The sequence below is a fragment of the Halomonas sp. Bachu 37 genome (assembly GCF_039691755.1).
Lineage (GTDB): Bacteria > Pseudomonadota > Gammaproteobacteria > Pseudomonadales > Halomonadaceae > Vreelandella > Vreelandella kashgarensis.
On record NZ_CP137552.1, the window covers coordinates 2,123,553 to 2,140,116 of the forward strand.

General features: G+C 60.7%; 18 protein-coding genes. 6 read left to right on the forward strand and 12 right to left on the reverse strand.

What is annotated here, in order from left to right; all coding sequences use genetic code 11:
* Window positions 1-51: 51 nt before the first annotated feature.
* The 3 genes from leuD to R5M92_RS09735 form a co-directional block, all read right to left on the reverse strand.
* Window positions 52-690 carry a 3-isopropylmalate dehydratase small subunit gene (gene leuD / locus R5M92_RS09725; protein WP_346795730.1) on the reverse strand — a complete coding sequence of 213 codons (639 nt, stop codon included), beginning with the start codon at window positions 688-690 and terminating at the stop codon, window positions 52-54.
* On the reverse strand, window positions 687-2,120 hold the full coding sequence (gene leuC / locus R5M92_RS09730; protein WP_346795731.1) for a 3-isopropylmalate dehydratase large subunit: 1,434 nt from the start codon (window positions 2,118-2,120) through the stop codon (window positions 687-689). The genes leuD and leuC overlap by 4 nt, the downstream gene beginning before the upstream one ends.
* A 154-nt stretch (window positions 2,121-2,274) precedes the next feature.
* A complete protein-coding gene (locus R5M92_RS09735) occupies window positions 2,275-3,078 on the reverse strand; it encodes a GntR family transcriptional regulator (protein ID WP_346795732.1) in 804 nt (267 codons plus the stop codon).
* Between the two features lie 147 nt (window positions 3,079-3,225).
* Here R5M92_RS09735 and R5M92_RS09740 point away from each other — a divergent pair, with 147 nt between their 5' ends.
* The 6 genes from R5M92_RS09740 to R5M92_RS09765 all read left to right on the forward strand — a co-directional run bounded on the left by R5M92_RS09740 (window position 3,226) and on the right by R5M92_RS09765 (window position 8,615).
* Window positions 3,226-3,645, forward strand: a complete 420-nt coding sequence (locus R5M92_RS09740; protein ID WP_346795733.1) for a nuclear transport factor 2 family protein — start codon at window positions 3,226-3,228, stop codon at window positions 3,643-3,645.
* On the forward strand, window positions 3,642-4,559 hold the full coding sequence (locus tag R5M92_RS09745; RefSeq protein WP_346795734.1) for an oxaloacetate decarboxylase: 918 nt from the start codon (window positions 3,642-3,644) through the stop codon (window positions 4,557-4,559). The genes R5M92_RS09740 and R5M92_RS09745 overlap by 4 nt, the downstream gene beginning before the upstream one ends.
* A 63-nt stretch (window positions 4,560-4,622) precedes the next feature.
* Window positions 4,623-5,288 carry an isochorismatase family protein gene (locus R5M92_RS09750; protein WP_346795735.1) on the forward strand — a complete coding sequence of 222 codons (666 nt, stop codon included), beginning with the start codon at window positions 4,623-4,625 and terminating at the stop codon, window positions 5,286-5,288.
* A gap of 15 nt (window positions 5,289-5,303) precedes the next feature.
* A complete protein-coding gene (locus R5M92_RS09755) occupies window positions 5,304-6,257 on the forward strand; it encodes a polysaccharide deacetylase family protein (RefSeq protein ID WP_346795736.1) in 954 nt (317 codons plus the stop codon).
* A gap of 4 nt (window positions 6,258-6,261) precedes the next feature.
* Window positions 6,262-7,194, forward strand: a complete 933-nt coding sequence (locus R5M92_RS09760) for a polysaccharide deacetylase family protein (RefSeq protein WP_346795738.1) — start codon at window positions 6,262-6,264, stop codon at window positions 7,192-7,194.
* Window positions 7,194-8,615, forward strand: coding sequence for an FAD-dependent oxidoreductase (locus R5M92_RS09765; protein WP_346795739.1), 1,422 nt, complete (start codon window positions 7,194-7,196; stop codon window positions 8,613-8,615). The genes R5M92_RS09760 and R5M92_RS09765 overlap by 1 nt, the downstream gene beginning before the upstream one ends.
* Here the strand turns inward: R5M92_RS09765 and R5M92_RS09770 are convergent.
* The 9 genes from R5M92_RS09770 to lptF all read right to left on the reverse strand — a co-directional run bounded on the left by R5M92_RS09770 (window position 8,612) and on the right by lptF (window position 16,442).
* Window positions 8,612-10,639, reverse strand: coding sequence for a RecQ family ATP-dependent DNA helicase (locus R5M92_RS09770; RefSeq protein WP_346795741.1), 2,028 nt, complete (start codon window positions 10,637-10,639; stop codon window positions 8,612-8,614). The two genes, R5M92_RS09765 and R5M92_RS09770, sit on opposite strands and share 4 nt — an antisense overlap.
* A 28-nt stretch (window positions 10,640-10,667) precedes the next feature.
* On the reverse strand, window positions 10,668-10,886 hold the full coding sequence (locus tag R5M92_RS09775; protein WP_346795742.1) for a DUF1653 domain-containing protein: 219 nt from the start codon (window positions 10,884-10,886) through the stop codon (window positions 10,668-10,670).
* The gene (gene tcdA / locus R5M92_RS09780) at window positions 10,883-11,728 is read right to left on the reverse strand and encodes a tRNA cyclic N6-threonylcarbamoyladenosine(37) synthase TcdA (RefSeq protein ID WP_346795743.1); all 846 of its coding nucleotides are present in this window, start codon (window positions 11,726-11,728) and stop codon (window positions 10,883-10,885) included. Before tcdA ends, R5M92_RS09775 begins: the two co-directional genes overlap by 4 nt.
* A 22-nt stretch (window positions 11,729-11,750) precedes the next feature.
* Window positions 11,751-12,521, reverse strand: coding sequence for a pseudouridine synthase (locus R5M92_RS09785; RefSeq protein ID WP_346799333.1), 771 nt, complete (start codon window positions 12,519-12,521; stop codon window positions 11,751-11,753).
* 223 nt (window positions 12,522-12,744) lie between these two features.
* Window positions 12,745-13,227: a bacterioferritin gene (gene bfr / locus R5M92_RS09790; protein ID WP_346795744.1), complete on the reverse strand. Its 483-nt coding sequence runs from the start codon at window positions 13,225-13,227 to the stop codon at window positions 12,745-12,747.
* A gap of 192 nt (window positions 13,228-13,419) precedes the next feature.
* Window positions 13,420-13,626, reverse strand: coding sequence for a bacterioferritin-associated ferredoxin (locus tag R5M92_RS09795; protein WP_346795745.1), 207 nt, complete (start codon window positions 13,624-13,626; stop codon window positions 13,420-13,422).
* Between the two features lie 138 nt (window positions 13,627-13,764).
* Complete coding sequence (locus R5M92_RS09800; protein WP_346795746.1) at window positions 13,765-14,241, reverse strand: RDD family protein; 477 nt, start codon at window positions 14,239-14,241, stop codon at window positions 13,765-13,767.
* A gap of 54 nt (window positions 14,242-14,295) precedes the next feature.
* The gene (gene lptG / locus R5M92_RS09805; protein WP_346795747.1) at window positions 14,296-15,366 is read right to left on the reverse strand and encodes an LPS export ABC transporter permease LptG; all 1,071 of its coding nucleotides are present in this window, start codon (window positions 15,364-15,366) and stop codon (window positions 14,296-14,298) included.
* Window positions 15,366-16,442 (reverse strand): LPS export ABC transporter permease LptF, encoded by a 1,077-nt coding sequence (gene lptF, locus R5M92_RS09810; RefSeq protein WP_346795748.1) that lies wholly within the window; start codon window positions 16,440-16,442, stop codon window positions 15,366-15,368. The genes lptG and lptF overlap by 1 nt, the downstream gene beginning before the upstream one ends.
* Window positions 16,443-16,564: the final 122 nt, after the last annotated feature.

Below are 16,564 nucleotides of genomic sequence, written 5' to 3' on the forward strand. Positions count from 1 at the left end.
CATGTCCGGCACGGGGTGGCTGCTCTGACGGCAGCCTGGCCCGGGGCAATGTTATCCTCGGCTGATGATCTCAGCACTGGGCGGCACGGGCGCCACCCATGGGAATTGCTGTTCGTAATGCGCGGCGAAAGCATCGATCTTTTCAAGATGCTGGCGGGTCATATCGATATCGTCCCAACCGTTCAGCAGCTTGGTGCGCCACACGGCAGAGACACTAAAGGGTACGCTCAGCTCGCCGACGCGAATATGCTGCGCTTCCAAATCCACCACGATAGGCGCAGGGGCCTCGGCCAGGGCCTGCAACAGCTGTTCCGCTGCCTCTTCCGTCACAACGGCGGGCAACAAGCCATTATTGACGGCGTTGGACGCGAAAATATCGCCAAAGCTCGGCGCCACGACGCAGCGAAAACCATCGTCCACCAGCGCATAGACAGCCGCCTCGCGAGAAGAGCCGGCGCCAAAGTTGCGTCGACTGACCATGACTTCCGCCTGGCTCGCCATGGGGTGATTGAGCATGACGTTCGACACCCGTTGGCCCTGTTCATCATGACGCACGTCATACAGCAGAAACTGCCCGTACCCCACACTGCGTGGCTCCTTCATGAAGCGGGCAGGAATCAGCTGGTCGGTATCGACGTTCGCGGCAGGTAACGCCACTCCCAGGGTATCCAGTAGCGTGATGGGTTTCATGACGGCTCTCCAGAGGCGCGGGGTGAGGAGGAAGCGAGCTGGCGTACGTCGGTCAGCCGCCCGCTGATGGCCGCCGCGGCTACCATGGCGGGCGACATCAAATGGGTACGCGCCCCCGGGCCTTGGCGCCCCTTGAAGTTACGGTTGGTAGTAGACGCACAGCGTTCGCCGCTGGCCACCAGATCACCGTTCATGCCGACACACATCGAGCACCCTGAGTGGCGCCACTCGAGCCCAGCATCGATGAAGATACGGTCCAAGCCCTCCGCTTCCGCTTGCGTTTTCACTAGCGTCGAGCCGGGTGACACCATGCCCGGCACGCGGCTTTTGCGGCCAGCCAGCACGGCGGCGGCGGCGCGCAAATCTTCGATCCGGGCATTGGTGCAGGAACCGATGAAGACGCGGTCGATGGTGATATCGGTGAGCTTTTGCCCTGCCGCCAGGCCCATATAAGCCAGGCTCTCCTGGGCCTGACGCGCTTTGGCCGGGTCGCCCAATTGCGCAGGATCGGGCACGTACTGATCAATGGGCAGCGCTTCTTCAGGCGATACGCCCCAGGTCACCGTGGGGGCGATCTCGTCAGCCTGCAGCACCACTTCCAGATCGAACTCCGCATCAGGATCGCTACATAGCGTCGCCCAGTGTGCACACGCCTGCTCGAAAGCCTCGCCCTTCGGGCACCAGGGGCGCCCACGCAGATAGTCGAACGTCGTTTGATCCGGGGCGATCATACCGCAGCGCCCACCCCCTTCGATGGAGAGGTTGCATAGCGTCAGCCGCGCTTCCATGGAGAGCGCCCGAATCGCCTCGCCCGCATACTCGATGGCATAGCCGCGAGCACCGTCGGCTCCCAGTTTAGCAATCCAGGTCAGGGCGATATCCTTGGCGGTGATACCTTCCGCCAGCTGGCCATCCACCGTAATACGCATCACCTTGGGCTTGCTCTGCCACAGGGTTTGGGTGGCCAGCACATGGGCCACTTCTGACGCGCCAATCCCGAAAGCGATACTGCCGAACGCCCCGTGGGTGGCGGTATGGCTGTCGCCGCACACCATCACCATGCCGGGCTGAGTGAGGCCTTGCTCAGGACCTAGTACATGCACGATGCCCTGGCGAGGATCTTCCAGGCCAAACAGCGTCACCCCGTGCTGTCGCGCGTTATGGCTGAGCTGCTCAATCATCGAGCGCACCTTGGCGTCGGCCACGCCAGCAAGGTCTCGTGCCTGGGTGGGCACATAGTGGTCGGCAATGCCAAAGGTCAGGTCGGGTCGGGCGACGGGCAACTGCCGTTCACTCAACTTGTTGAAGGCATGGAACGACCCTTCATGGACAAAGTGACGGTCTACCCACAGCAGGCTTTGGCCGCTGTCGCTGCGATGCACTTCGTGGGCTTGCCACACCTTGTCGAATAGCGTCTTGGGGGAACTCATTGTCGTCACTCGTGGCCTCAGTGCGCCCTACCAGGCTTGTCATTGTTACCCCAATACAACTAGCGCAGTTATCCAGCACAGGTCAAATGTATTTTTTGAAATTTTAAATCTGTATTAAATTTAATACATTAAAAGCAGCGCAAAAGTGCCCCACTTACCCCTCGGCCTGGGTGGGTCCACCGCCCACGCGTGGCTCCCAGTATCGGGCATCGCCATCACCGTTGCGCTCCAGATCAATCTGGATCCGATAACGGTCGGGCCGATACAGCGCTTCCAAGTGCTCCACTCCGCGCCCCTGTTCATCGAACACCACGCGGGTCAGCGTAATCAGCGGCGAGCCTACGGTGACATCCAGCGCCTGGGCCACGTCATGGCTCGCCAGGGTGGCCGAAATGGATTGCGACGCGTGGTCCACCTTCACGCCGCTGCGCTCCAGCAGGACGAACAGCGGCGTATCGGCCAGATCCATTTCGTTGTAGTGCAGGGCAATGGTCTCCGGCACGTGGGTGATCAGATGCGAAAACGGTTTGCCATCGATCATCCGCACCCGCACCGAACGCTGCACCTTGCCGCCCTTGGCCATGCCCAGCCGCTCGCGAATCATCTCCGGGGGCGGAATGTAGGCAAATTCCAGCAGGCGTACCTGAGACGCTTGGCTCATCTTGACCATGTTGGGCATCAGATTGGAGACGCTGGCCGTCATCACCGTGGCATCCAGGGGTTGCTCCAGCACCACGGTTCCTACCCCTGCCTTGCGAGCCACCAACCCAGCGGACTGCAGCGCCTCCATGGCTCGCCGAACGGTCACGCGGGAAACGCCGTGCTGTTCGGCCAGCTTGTTTTCGCCCGGCAGCTTGCTGTCGACGGGCAGCCTGCCGCTGAGAATGGCATCTTTCAGCAGCAGGTATATCCGGTGCGATTTGGTCCCACCCACCGCCGAGGACTGTGCATCACTCATTCACGCCCCTCCAGGGTATGCTTTAAAAAATATTCACATCAGGCTTGACGCGAGAACAACAATAGACATAAAAATGTATTAAATATAATACATATAAAACACCGTATCAGCATACCGCATTGACCATATCAACAAGAGTAATGCGCCGTGAAGAATACGCAATGCCTCGATGTTCACCCCCATGACGTGCAGCAGGTGCTGACGTTTCTGGACGCCATGGAAGCACGCGATCTACCGCTTGCCCAGCGCTGTCTGGCCGAGCATGTCGTCATGCAGTTTCCGGGGGCGCCCGCCATGCATCAGCTCGACGAGGTGGTGGCGTGGGCCCGACACCGTTATCGCCGCGTCAGCAAAACTTTCCATGCCGTGAACCACTGCTTGACGCCTCGCCAGAGCATCGTCGTTTGTCACGGCGAGCTGGCCGTCGAGTGGTTGGATGGCAGCACCAGCGCCAATGTGCGCTTCATTGACCGCTTCGAATTAACCGATGGACTGATTACCCGCCAGGATGTCTGGAACGACCTGGCGCTGGCGCAACCCGCCCCTCACCTGACGAGACCGCTATGACACGCCAACACAACGCATCACACCAGCCTTCCTCTCCCCTGGCGCACCAGCCAGCCCAACTGAAGCAGCACTTGAACGACAGCAGGATCGTCGTGGCCCCTGGCATCTTCGATGCTCTCGGCGCATCGCTTGCCGAGCAAGCCGGGTTCGACACCGTCTACCTGTCCGGTGCCAGCCTGGCCTACACCCAACTGGGCCGTCCGGACATTGGTCTGCTCAGCATTACCGAAATTTGCACCGCCATGTCGCACATTCGCGAGCGCACGCAGCTGTCGGTGGTGGTGGACTGCGACACCGGCTTCGGCAACGCCATGAACGTCATGCGCAGCGTCCGTTTGCTGGAGCGCGCTGGCGCCAATGCCATTCAGCTGGAAGACCAGACCTATCCTAAACGCTGCGGCCACCTGCGCGGCAAAACGCTGGTCTCCAAAGGCGAAATGGTGGGTAAATTGCATGCCGCATTGGATGCTCGGGAAAGCGACAGTACGCTGATCATCGGCCGTACCGATGCACTGGGTGTCGAGGGCACCGACAGCGCCATCGAGCGCGCCCAGGCCTACTATGAAGCGGGCGTCGACATGCTGTTCATCGAAGGCATTCGCAGCGACGAAGACATCGGCAAGATCATGGCACAGTTCAAAGGCAAGGTGCCGATCATGGCCAACATGGTCGAAGGCGGCGACACCCCGCTGAAAAATGCCAAGGCCCTGGAAGCACTGGGCTTTTCGTTGGTAATTTTCCCCGGCGCACTGGTACGGGCCATCACCCACATGGCCAGCCGCTTTTTTGCCACGCTGAAAGAGGACGGCACCACCGATGCTTTCCGTGACCAGATGCTCGATTTCAAACAGCTCAACGACTACCTGGGCACCCAGGCGATGCTCGAGCTTGGCGAGCAGTACGACAATCGCTAGCGCTCGCTTCTCAACGCGTGACTCTTATTTATAAATACCAATAAGCAAATTCAGGAGACGACGATGCAGACCACCGACAAAACCGCAAAAGAGATCTTTCACGAGGTCATGGCCAACCCACAGCGAGTGCCCTTCGGCTTTGGCAAGAAAGCGGTACTGGTCAATGTGGACCCGCAAAAGGCCTACACCCGCACCGACCTCTTCAAGACGGCCTATGAAACCGACCCCAAACAGCTGGAGTACACCAACCAGCTCGCGCGCGGCTTTCGGGCAAAGGGCTGGCCGGTGGTCTGGACTCACGTCGCTTTTCTGGATTCTGCTGAAGATGCAGGCGTCTGGGGTACCCGTACCGACACCCCCGACTCCCTGCAAAACATCAAGTACGGCTCCGAGCGCGCCGAGTTCGACGAGCGTTGCGAGATCGACCGCAGCCGCGACGTGATCTACACCAAGCGCATGCCCTCTGCGTTTTTCGAAACGCCGCTGCAGTCGCTGCTGGTATGGCATCAGGTCGACACGGTGATCATCACCGGTGGCTCCACGTCGGGCTGCATCCGCGCCACCGCCGTGGAGAGCCTGTCCCGCGGCTACCGTACCATCGTGCCCATGGAGTGCGTGGCAGACAAGCACGAGAGCTACCACTACGCCAACCTGACCGACCTGCACCTCAAGTACGCCGATGTCATGCCCGTGGCTGACGTGCTGGCGTGGCTCGAGGGCGATGCATAAGGCGAGGAGCCCACGATGAAAGAGTCTCTTGGCGTTTACGACTACTGGGCCTACGACCAGCGCCCGAAAATCACCTGGCCCGGCGGCGCGAAGGTAGCCTTCTGGGTGGCCCCCAATATCGAGTATTACGAAATCGACCCGCCGCAGAACCCGAGCCGCAAGCCGTGGCCGCACCCCCACCCGTCGGTGCCCGGCTACAGCATTCGCGATTACGGCAACCGGGTGGGCCATCAGCGCCAAATGGCCCTGCTGGACAAGTACGGCATTCGCGGCTCGGTGTCGCTATCGACGGCCCTCTGCGAGCATCACCCCGAGATCATCCAGATGTGCAAAGAGCGCGACTGGGAGTTCTTCAGCCACGGCATTTATAACACCCGCTACACCTACGGCCTTAGCGAAGACCAAGAGCGGGCGATGATCCGCGATAGCATGGAGACCATCCATCGCCATACCGGACAGGCCTGCGCGGGCTATCTGGCCCCTGCGCTCTCCCACTCGGAACGCACGCTGGACCTGTTTGCCGAAGTGGGCGAGGAGCTATTCGGCGAGCAAGGCGGTGTTTACACCTGCGACCTGTTCCACGACGACCAACCCACGCCGGTCAGCGTGCGTTCAGGCAAGCGGTTCATCTCGATGCCCTACTCGCTGGAGATGAACGACACCATCGTCTACGCAGTGAACAAGGTCGAGCCGCGCCAGTACGCCACCATGCTCAAACGTCATTTCGACCGCCTGTACCTGGAGGGCGCAGAGACCGGCACGGTGATGTGCATTCCCACCCACAACTATCAGGTGAGCTGCCCCCACCGCATCAAGGCATTCGAAGAAGCGCTGGAGTACATCACCGGCCACCCGGATGTTTGGGTCGCCACCGGCCGCGAGATTGCCGATTACTACTTGGCACACTATTACGATGCCGCCCTCGACAGTATCGCGGCCCAGGCCGCCACCGCAGGTAAACAGGGATAACGCTATGGCGCTCAATGACGACTATCTCGACTACCCTTACCGCCGCCACGGCTACGACCATGAGCGCTATGCGTGGTCGATGCTGAGTGAACGCCCACCGGTGACCTGGCCCGAGGGCAAAACGCTGGCGGTATGGATCAATGTCTCGCTGCAGTTCTACCCGCTCAACCAGCGCGGCGTGCCGTTCAAGGTACCCAACGGCATGACCATGCCCTACCCGGACCTGCGCCACTTCTCGCTGCGGGATTACGGCAACCGCGTGGGTATCTATCGTGTTCTCAAAGCGCTGGCGGCACACGACATCACGCCGACCTTTGCAATCAACGCCCAGCTCGCCGAGCAGACGCCCTATCTGGTACAGCGCTTAAAAGAGCACGGCGGTGAATTTATCGCCCACGGTTGGAACATGGACCACCTGCACTACGGCGGCCAGCCCATCGAAGAGGAGGCCGAGCTGGTCCAGCGCTCCGTAGACACCCTGCGGCGAGTGACCGGCCAACCGGTACGCGGCTGGCTCAGCCCCGCCAAGCACCAGAGCTTCAACACCCTGGACCTCTTGGCAGACAACGGCATCGAGTACTGCGCCGACTGGGTCAACGACGATATGCCTTACGCGTGTAACACCAACACCGGCAAATTAATCATGATGCCGCTGGCCACCGAGATCGAAGATCAGTTCGTGATGAGCCAGAACCTGCACTCGGAAGACTCATGGGTGACGCAGGTAAAAGACGCGTTCGATTTTCTGCTGGAAGAGTCCCGGGAACAGGGTGGGCGCTTATTCGCACTGAGCCTACACCCCTGGCTAGTTGGCCAGCCTCACCGCATCGCCTGCCTGGAAGAGGTGCTGTCACACATCAGCGGGCATGCCGACGTATGGCAGGCGCCGGCGGGCGAGATTCTGGATGCCTTCCACCAAGCTGCGGAGCAGGCGTAATGGCGATACTTCCTTATTCATCCGATGGTTTCGATGCCCATCTGCCGCTGCTGATCATCGGTGCGGGTGCCTGCGGGCTGGTGGCCGCCCTGGCTGCACAGGAAGCGGGTATCGAGCTGGCGGTTTTAGAGCGCGACGCCCTACCCCGAGGCAGCACGGCAATGTCGTCGGGGTTTATTCCCGCTGCCAATACGCGCTTTCAGCATGAGCTGGGCGTCACCGACTCCGCCGAGGCCATGGCGGAGGATATTCAAAAGAAGAACGGCTTTGAGGCGGACCCGGCCATCGTCGACCTGCTGGCCAGCCAATCCGGCCCCACCATCGAGTGGCTGGCAGACCGGCACGGCGTACCTTTCGAGCTGGTGGAAGGCTTTCTCTACCCCGGCCACCGCCACCTGCGCATGCACGCCACGCCCCGGCGCACCGGAGAAGAGTTGATGGGCGCGCTGCTCAACGCCGCCGAAGCCGCAGGCACCGACATTCTGACCCATGCCCGAGTAGTGGACCTGCACGTGGACAGCTCTCAGCGCGTGCGCGGCATTACCCTGGAGCGCCCAGACGGCAGCCGGGAAAGCATTGGCTGCGATGCGCTGATTCTGGCCTGCAACGGCTACGGCGGTAATCCTGAGCTGGTCGAGCGCTATCTGCCGACGCTGAAACACGCACTGTATTACGGCCACGAAGGCAACCAGGGCGATGCCCTGCTGTGGGGCCAGGCAATGGGCGCCAGCACCAAGGACTTAGGTGCCTGCCAGGGCCATGGCTCCCTCGCCACCCCTCACCAAACGCTGATTAGCTGGGCGCTGATGATGCAAGGGGGCATTCAGGTCAACATCAAGGGCGAGCGCTTCTCCAATGAGCACGGCGGCTACTCCGAACAGGCCGCCAAGGTGCTGGCGCAGCCGGAACAGGTGGCCTGGAACCTGTATGACGCACGCATTCATGAGTCTGCCCAGGCGTTCGAAGATTACTGTAATGCCCAGGAGAGCGGCGCGGTGCGCAGCTTCTCGACCTTGGAAGAGATGGCCACTGGCCTGAAACTTCCTCTTGGCGCACTGCAAGCCACCTTCACCCAGATGCGGCAGCACGCCGAGCAGCAAACGGCCGATGCGTTTGGTCGCCGCTTCGAATCCGCCAACCTGCTGAAAGCCCCCTATTACGCCATTCGTGTCACCGGGGCGCTGTTCCATACCCAGGGCGGCCTGGAAGTGAACCGCAAGGCCCGCGTGCTCGATACCCAGGGCCAAGCGCTGCCCAACCTGTTCGCTGCAGGGGGAGCGGCGCGCGGGGTGTCGGGCTCCAACGACAGCGGCTACCTGTCCGGCAACGGGCTGTTGAGCGCCGTGGTGCTGGGCGCAGTGGCAGGCAAAAGCGCTGCCGAGCTGCTGCACTTGAAGCTGCGATCCGCGGTACTTCCTTAAGCCTGCCCTTCTTCACCGGTAACCCGCTCCGCCCATTGACGCACCTCGGGGTAGGCGCGTTGTTCGAAGGCCGCAAAGCCATCCAGGCTACGTGCCTTGAGCGGGGTAAACACGGGCATGGTCAGGCCGCACAGAAAATGCGCCAGCCGCTGGGCACTGGGCGGTTCGCCAAACTGCTCGGCGTGGCGCTCAATGAATGGTTTGGCATAGCGCTGGAAGTCCGCATTGCTCAGCGCTGGCAATGGCGGCGCCTCCGGCAACCGCACGGAATGGCCGTAGCAGACCGAGCAGTGCCCGCAGCGGCCCTGGTCGATGATGGATGGCGCACCAAACGTGCCGTCGCTAAACGTAGCATCGCCAAAGTGTTCGGCCAATCGGCGGGTGAGACAGCTATCGGATTCAAACAGCATCAGCATCGCTTGCAGCCGCTCGATCTCGGCGCGCTCCCGGGCCAGGCATTCGTCATGTAGTTGGCAAGCCAGCGCTTCCATCGGGATATCCGGCTGGCAGACTTCATACACGTCGGTCATCCGCTTGCCTTCCAGAGTCAGCCAACCTTTATCCTGGAAATATTCCAAGGCGGTGATGACACGGCCACGGGAAGCATCGATCTGTTGCGCCTGGCCTGCGTTGTGCAGGCGCCCGAAATCTACCGTTCCCCAGGTGCGGGCGATGGAAATGTTGTCGACCAGCAAACGCACGAAGGCTCCGCGCTCGCCCTCGAAACGGCTCACCAACGCGTCAGGCTCCAAGTGGTACCGCAGCCGATACTCGGCCAGAAAGGTAAAGCGCGGCGCGATGATGCCGTGCATCTCCAGCCGTACCAGCAGCGTTTTCAGCGGCAACAGGCGGATATTGGTGTCGCGGGAGAGCGTATTGAGCAGCACTTCCCATTGGCGATTCGGCGTATTGCCTGCGGCCGAGATTTCTTCCAGCAGGCGAACAATGCCGCTGTATTCGGGGGTATCGCCATAAACGAAGTTTTCCAGCACCCGCAGCCCATCGCGACCGGCCATTGTCAGGCAGGTTGAGGGCAAGCCGTCACGCCCCGCCCGACCAATCTCCTGGCTGTAGTTCTCGATCGATTTGGGCAGATCGAAATGCACCACGTTGCGGATATTGCCCTTGTCGATACCCATACCGAACGCGATGGTGGCCACGATGCAGGGCGACTCGCCGCTCATGAACTGGTGCTGAATCTCGTCACGGCGGGCTGAATCCAGGCCAGCATGATACGCCTGGGCGGCGATACCCTGGGCCGTTAACGCTTTCGCCACTCGCTCGGCGGTTTGCTGGAGGGTAACGTAAATGATCGTGGGCGCTTCGTTGCCCGCCGGCATCTGTGGCTTCAACCAGTCGATCAATTGCTGCTGTCGATCTCCCACGGCAGGCGCTACCAACAGCTCTAGATTGGGCCGGTAGAAACCGGTGGTGATGACGTTATCCGGCGCGATGGCAAACGTCTCGCGCATATCGGCGATGACGGCGGGAGTAGCGGTCGCGGTGAGCAGCAACACCTGAGGAATGGCAAAGTCGCGCTGGTAGTCCGGCAGCTTGAGGTAATCGGGACGAAAATTGTGCCCCCATTCGGAGAGGCAGTGAGCTTCGTCGACCACCAGCAGCGATATCCGTACCTGGCGCAGGAAATGGCGAAAGCGCTCGTTTTTCAGCCGTTCCACCGAGACCATGAGGATTTTCAGCTCACCGCGCCTAGCTCGCTCCATTACATCGCGGACACTGTCGCGGTCCTGGGTGGAGTCGATGCTGGCAGCCGCGACGCCGTGTCGGGCGAGAAAGGCGAGCTGATCCTGCATCAGCGCCAGCAGCGGCGAAACCACCAGTGTGAGATGCGGCAAATGCAGTGCCGGAAGCTGGTAGCAGAGCGACTTCCCGGCGCCGGTGGCGAAAATGGCCGTCGTCGAATGGCCTGCCAATACCCGTGAAACCACCGCCTGCTGGCCGCCGCGAAAATCGTCAAATCCGAATACATCTTTCAGTGTCTGCTGCGCCGGCATCGAAGTCATGAGCGCTCCTGGTCAATGAACCACAGGGTTAAAACGCCTTTTCCAACGCGAAGCGCGGCTGGCTCCGGCCGTCTTTGTCGACCGTCTCGATAAACATTTCCAGCGGTCGCACCCACAGGCCGTATTCTCCGTACAGGGCGCGGTACACCACCAATGGCTCTTCGCTTTCACTGTGCTGGGCGGTGCCGATCACTTCGTAAAGCGCACCTTTATGGTGACGGTAGATACCGGGAATGGGGGCGGTCATTTGCTTTCCTCCTGAGTGGTATGCAAAGCGGCTTTCTTGGCAAGTCGCTCAAGGACTTTCGAGACGGCGACAAAGCCGAATGTGCCGGTCAAGAAGGTGGCAGCACCGAAGCCCGAAGCACAATCCAACCGCGTGGCCTCCCCGACGCCGGGCTTTTGCAGGCAGACCTCGCCATCGGAGCCCGGGTACACCAGCTGTTCGTCGGAATAGACGCACTCCACCGAGAAGCGCCGCTTGGGATTGCGGGAAAAACCGTAATCACGGCGCAGGCGCGAGCGCACCTTGGCCAGTAGCGGGTCGTGCTCGGTGCGGGTGAGATCGGCAACCTGGATGCGCGTGGGATCGGTTTGCCCGCCGGCGGCGCCGGTCACGGTGATGGGAATCTTGCGCCGCTTGCACCAGGCAATCAGCGCGGCCTTGGCGATCACGCTGTCGATGGCGTCTATCACGTGGTCGGCATCATCGGGAATGCGCTCGGCCAGGTTGGTGGGTGTCACGAAGGCCGTGTCCGCATGAATTTCGATCTCGGGAGCGATCAGGCGGCAACGCTCGGCCAGTACCTCGACCTTGGGCCGGCCGACGGTACCATCAAGGGCGTGCAGCTGACGGTTGACGTTGGACACGCACACATCGTCCAGGTCGATCAGCGTAACCTTGCCGATACCCGAGCGCGCCAGCGCCTCCACCGCCCAGCTGCCCACCCCACCCACACCCACGACGACCACGTGGGCATGACGGAATGCCTCGGCGGCTCGGCGGCCGTAAAGCCGACGGATACCACCGAAGCGCAGATCGTAATCATCCGATGCAAGGTCGATAGCGGGAGAAGTCGCGGTATACATGGCGGTCTCGTAGTAGCTGTGTTCAGGTGGCCTGCAAGGCAGCGGGGGTCAGCTGTGGCATTTCCACTCGATCCAACGGCAGGTGCCCCACCCACCCCAGGTGATCGAAAAGCCGCGTCAGAGTCTCGTCCAGGGCGCAGCTCAGCTGTACCCGCAAGCCCGAGACGGGATGATCGAAGGCCAGATAGGTGGCGGCCAGCAGTAGTCGCGGCGCCTGCAGTTGCTCGGCAAAGAAGCGATTGTGAACACTCTTGCCGTGCTTGGCATCGCCGATGATCGGATAGCCGCGCCTAGAAAGATGGCGGCGAATCTGATGGCGCCGGCCGGTCAAGGGGCGGGCTTCGACCAGCGAATAGCGCGCCTGAGGGTAGCGGTCGACCCGCACCGGCAATTCCACATTATCGATACGGCGGATATCGGTTATCGCCCTCATGGCTGGCATTTCCGCCTTGGGCCGGGTGCCATCCTCCTCGCGCAGCGGGTAGTCCAGCCGTTCTTGCTCCGGCGCATTACCGCGCACCACGGCCAGGTAGCGCTTTTCCACTTGGCGTTCGCTGAACGCCTCACTCAGTCGGGCTGCAACGTTGGATGACAAGCCGAATACCATCACCCCCGAGGTTGGCCGATCCAGACGATGCACCGGATAGACCCGTTTACCGATCTGGTTGCGCAGGCGCTGGAGCAGAAAATCCGTTTCGCCGCGGGCCAGTGCCGAGCGATGCACCAGAAGACCCGAGGGCTTATGAACCACAACGAGGTGCTCGTCCTGGTAGAGAATTCTCAATGGCGGCAGCATAGCACTTGGCAGCATAGCACTTGGCGGCATAGCACTTGGCAGCATAGCACTCCTCGATGAAAGCTGTTGGCTCAAGATATTCTGCAAGAGCCCCTCGCTTAATGCAGGTGCTATTGTCTCGCCTTGGCGGTGGGATGTCACATTTGGCCAGCGGCAGAGCAGCCGCCCGAAACGCAAAAGGCAGCCGCTGGGGCTGCCTTCGAGCAAGCTGGCGAAGCGGTTACTCGTCGCCGGCCATCTGCATCTGACGCTGCAGGTAGTTCTGGATGCCGACCTTGTCGATCAAGCCGAGTTCGGTCTCGATATGATCGATATGACCTTCTTCGTCGGCCAGCAGATCGCGCAGCAGATCGCGGGTGACGTAATCCTTGACGCTTTCGCAGTAGGTGATGGCTTCGATATAGTCCTTGCGACCGTCGTGCTCGATCTTCAGATCGCTTTCGAGCATTTCCTTGACGTTCTCACCGATATATAGCTTGCCGAGATCCTGCAGATTGGGGATGCCTTCCAGAAATAGAATGCGCTCGATCAGCTTGTCGGCGTGTTGCATTTCCTCGATGGACTCATCGTATTCCCATTTGGCCAGCGCCTTCAGGCCCCAGTCCTTGTACATCTTGGCATGCAGGAAATACTGGTTGATGGCCACCAACTCGTTTCCCAGCGCCTTGTTCAAATAGGAAATAACTTGTGGATCACCTTTCATGTAGCACCTCACGTTGCGCTATTGCGCGGAGTGCCTCATGCGGCGAGCCCCTTACGCAATAGAATGGTCAGGGGAGAAGTATAAGCCACTCGGGCTTTTCCTCCCAGCGTGAGGGAAAGTATAGGGAAGGTATTTAAAAATTCAATGAAATCATAAAGTTGTTAAATACAACACAAACAATAGCGATTTGCGTCACACGGCGTAGGCGAGCCCCATGTCCGCAGCGCTCATCTCCGTATTGATAGCCTCGCGCGTCACGCTCTTGGCGAAGCAGGCGCACTTGCCGCATTGGGTGGCGCACCCGGTGGTCTCGCGCACTTCACGCCAGCTGCGGGCGCCGTCGCTGACGTGGCGACGGATCTGATGGTCGGTTATTCCCTTGCACACGCAAACGTACATGGCACCACCTCATGAAAAGCATAAGTGGAATGTTAATAATTCGCATACGTCTTTGCAAGCAGTAACCGCAAAAATTCTCATTTCCTCAACGCATGTGTCCCCTCGCGCTTTCGTTTTGGGTTGTGGTTGGTCGTCTCCTTATTTCGTGGGCTTGGGTAATACCACCGTCCGCGTGCCGGAGACGATATCCGGCCAGCTGCGCCGTTCGCCATCAAACAGCACCCACCAGTACCCCAGCCCGAAGGCGGCCAGGGAGACCCAGGCGACGAGGCAGCGAATGAGTGCCTGCTTGACACTGATGGAATTTCCCTCGGAAGTCTGGACGCGTAGACGCCACGCCTGCATACCTAGCGTCATTCCCCCCCGCACCCAGAAGAAGACGAAAAATGCGGTGGCAGAAAGCACCAGTAGTACGCGCAGCATAAAGACCTGCCCCGACGTGGCGCCTATCTGTTCCGCCGTCACGCCCACGCCGTATCGCATCACGAGCAGATGCAGGATGGTCACCGCCATCCAGATGGCGGTGACCAGAAGTCCATCGTAGATCATCGCGCCCAGGCGGCGCGGCAGGGGTGCCGGCCACACACTATCCAGCTGGGTGAAGCGTCGTTGCATTGCAGTATTCCGATAATGGAGGAGTGAATGAAGCGATACTTTCCGATAACTGCATCAGCCGTTGCGACGCAGGAAATAGATACCCACACCGGCGCAAGCCAGCGTGGGCACCAGTACCGCCCAGACCGGCGAAAAGCCGAAGATGGTCGAGGCCGGGGCCAGCAGGTCCTGCACGTACTTGAAGACCAGCCCGGTCACCACACCGTAGAAGACGCGCGTACCCGCCGCCACGCTGCGCAGCGGGCCGAACACGAACGAGGCCGCCACCAGCACCAGCGACGCCATGGTCAACGGCATCAGCATTTTCTGCCAGAAATGCAGCAGTGGCTGGTCGGCCTGCAGGCCTTGTGCCTTGAGGAAACGGGCGTAGGCCCACAACTCGCTGGGCGCCTGACTGTCGATCGAGCGCAGCAGCCGCTCCAGTTGATCGGGGGTCAACGCCGTGTCCCACGCCATACTGGCATGCTGCTCCGCTTCGGTACGATCCGCAAAAAGCCGGGTGAGCGAGACATTCTCCAGCCGCCAGCGCTCCCCCTCCCATACGGCGCGCTCGGCATGCATCGCCTCGGTCAGTTGTTGCTCCTCGAAATGATAACGGGTCAGGTCGAGCACCACGTTATCGGCGCGGATGGCGCCGAACCGGTAGACGTCATCGCCTTCGATCTGCCAGCCGCCGAGGGTGGTCAATAGCGCACCTTCCCCTTGGCGCTGCTCCAGGCGCCAGGCTTCGGCGTACTGTTCGGTACGCGGTGTCACGTATTCCGCGGCCAGCAATACCACCACGACCACCAGCAGCACCGGCTTCATCACGCCCCACAGGATGCGTATCAACGAGCGACCGGCCCCGCGCATGATGGTCAATTCATTGCTCGATGCCATACTGCCCAGGCCGATCAAGGCCCCGATCAATACCGCTACCGGCGCATACTGATAGAAGCGCCAGGGCAAACGCATGAACAGATACAGCAGCACATCGAAGGCGCTGTAGCCTGCCTGGACATCGTTCAGATCGCCTATATAGGCAATGGTCACATCCAGTCCCAGCAGCACGACCTGTACCGCCACGATGGCGACGAGCACGTTGCGCGCGATATAGCGGTCGAGCCGATCAGCTATCGTCAGCATCAGCGCATCCCCTTGCGTTGAGAGTGCCACAGCAGCAACAGCCCTATGATCAGAAACAGGACATGGACCGGCCAGACGCCGATGCCCACGGCCAGGTTACCGCTGCCCACGGCATCGACCGCCGCCAGCAACAGACTCAAGTAAGCCACATAGAGAAAGACGGCGGGCAGCAGCTTGGCGAAACGCCCCTGCCGGGGGTTGACCCGCGATAGCGGTTGGGCGAGCAACGCCAGAATGAACACCATGAACGGCAGCCCCACGCGCCACTGCCATTGCGCCTGGGCACGGGGGTTGGGGTCGTTCCATAGTGCCATGGTGGTGGCGTACTCCAGCGAGTCGAGTTCTCTGCGTTCGGCACTCAAGCCCAGGCGCATGGTATAGCGATCGAAGGTCAGCCGCTCCGCTTCCTGACGGCCCGGGGCCACCCCGTAGCGAGCCCCCTCTTCCAGCACCAGAAAGCGGCTTCCCGTGTCGGGGCTGATATCCTGATAACCGATGCTGGCGCGGGTGACGTAGGTAGACTCGAGTTCATCTTCGCCGCCCTGCTCATGCACCAGGACATTCTCCATACGGGTGCGGTCGGAGTTGAAATCGGCGATATAGGCGGTGCGCCCGCCACCGAAATCCTGAAATCGCCCCGGCGCCAGCACCGAGATATCCAGGCGGCTGCGCTGCTCCTCCAGCGTGACAGCGTTCTGCAATGCCCCCGCCGGCGTCAGCCACAGGCTGCATAGCCCCACCATGAACGCCACTACCGCCGCCGGCAGCAAGGTCACCCGCAGCAGCCGCGAAGGGCTGATGCCACAGGCCACCATCACGGTGATTTCGCTGTTCATGTAGAGCTGACCGTAAGCCAGCAGCACACCGAGAAAAAACGCCAGGGGCAATACCAGCTCAAGGAAACCGGGCAGATGGAACAGCATCAGGTTGCCGAGAATGGCGACGGGGATATCACCTTCCGCGGCGTTGGTAAAATAACGGATAAAGCGGCTGCCCATGATTACCAACAGCAGAATGCCGGTGACCGCTGCCATGGTCAGCAGGACTTCGCGAGTCAAGTAACGAAATAAAATCAATGCACTCTCCGGCTGGTCGTGCAGGTTCCCATGCAATGAAAGCATGCCTTGGGTACACTGAGGCAATGCGGCCAAGGCATAAGCCGTGCCGTCATTATCCCGAATCCCTCGATGCTTGTCTT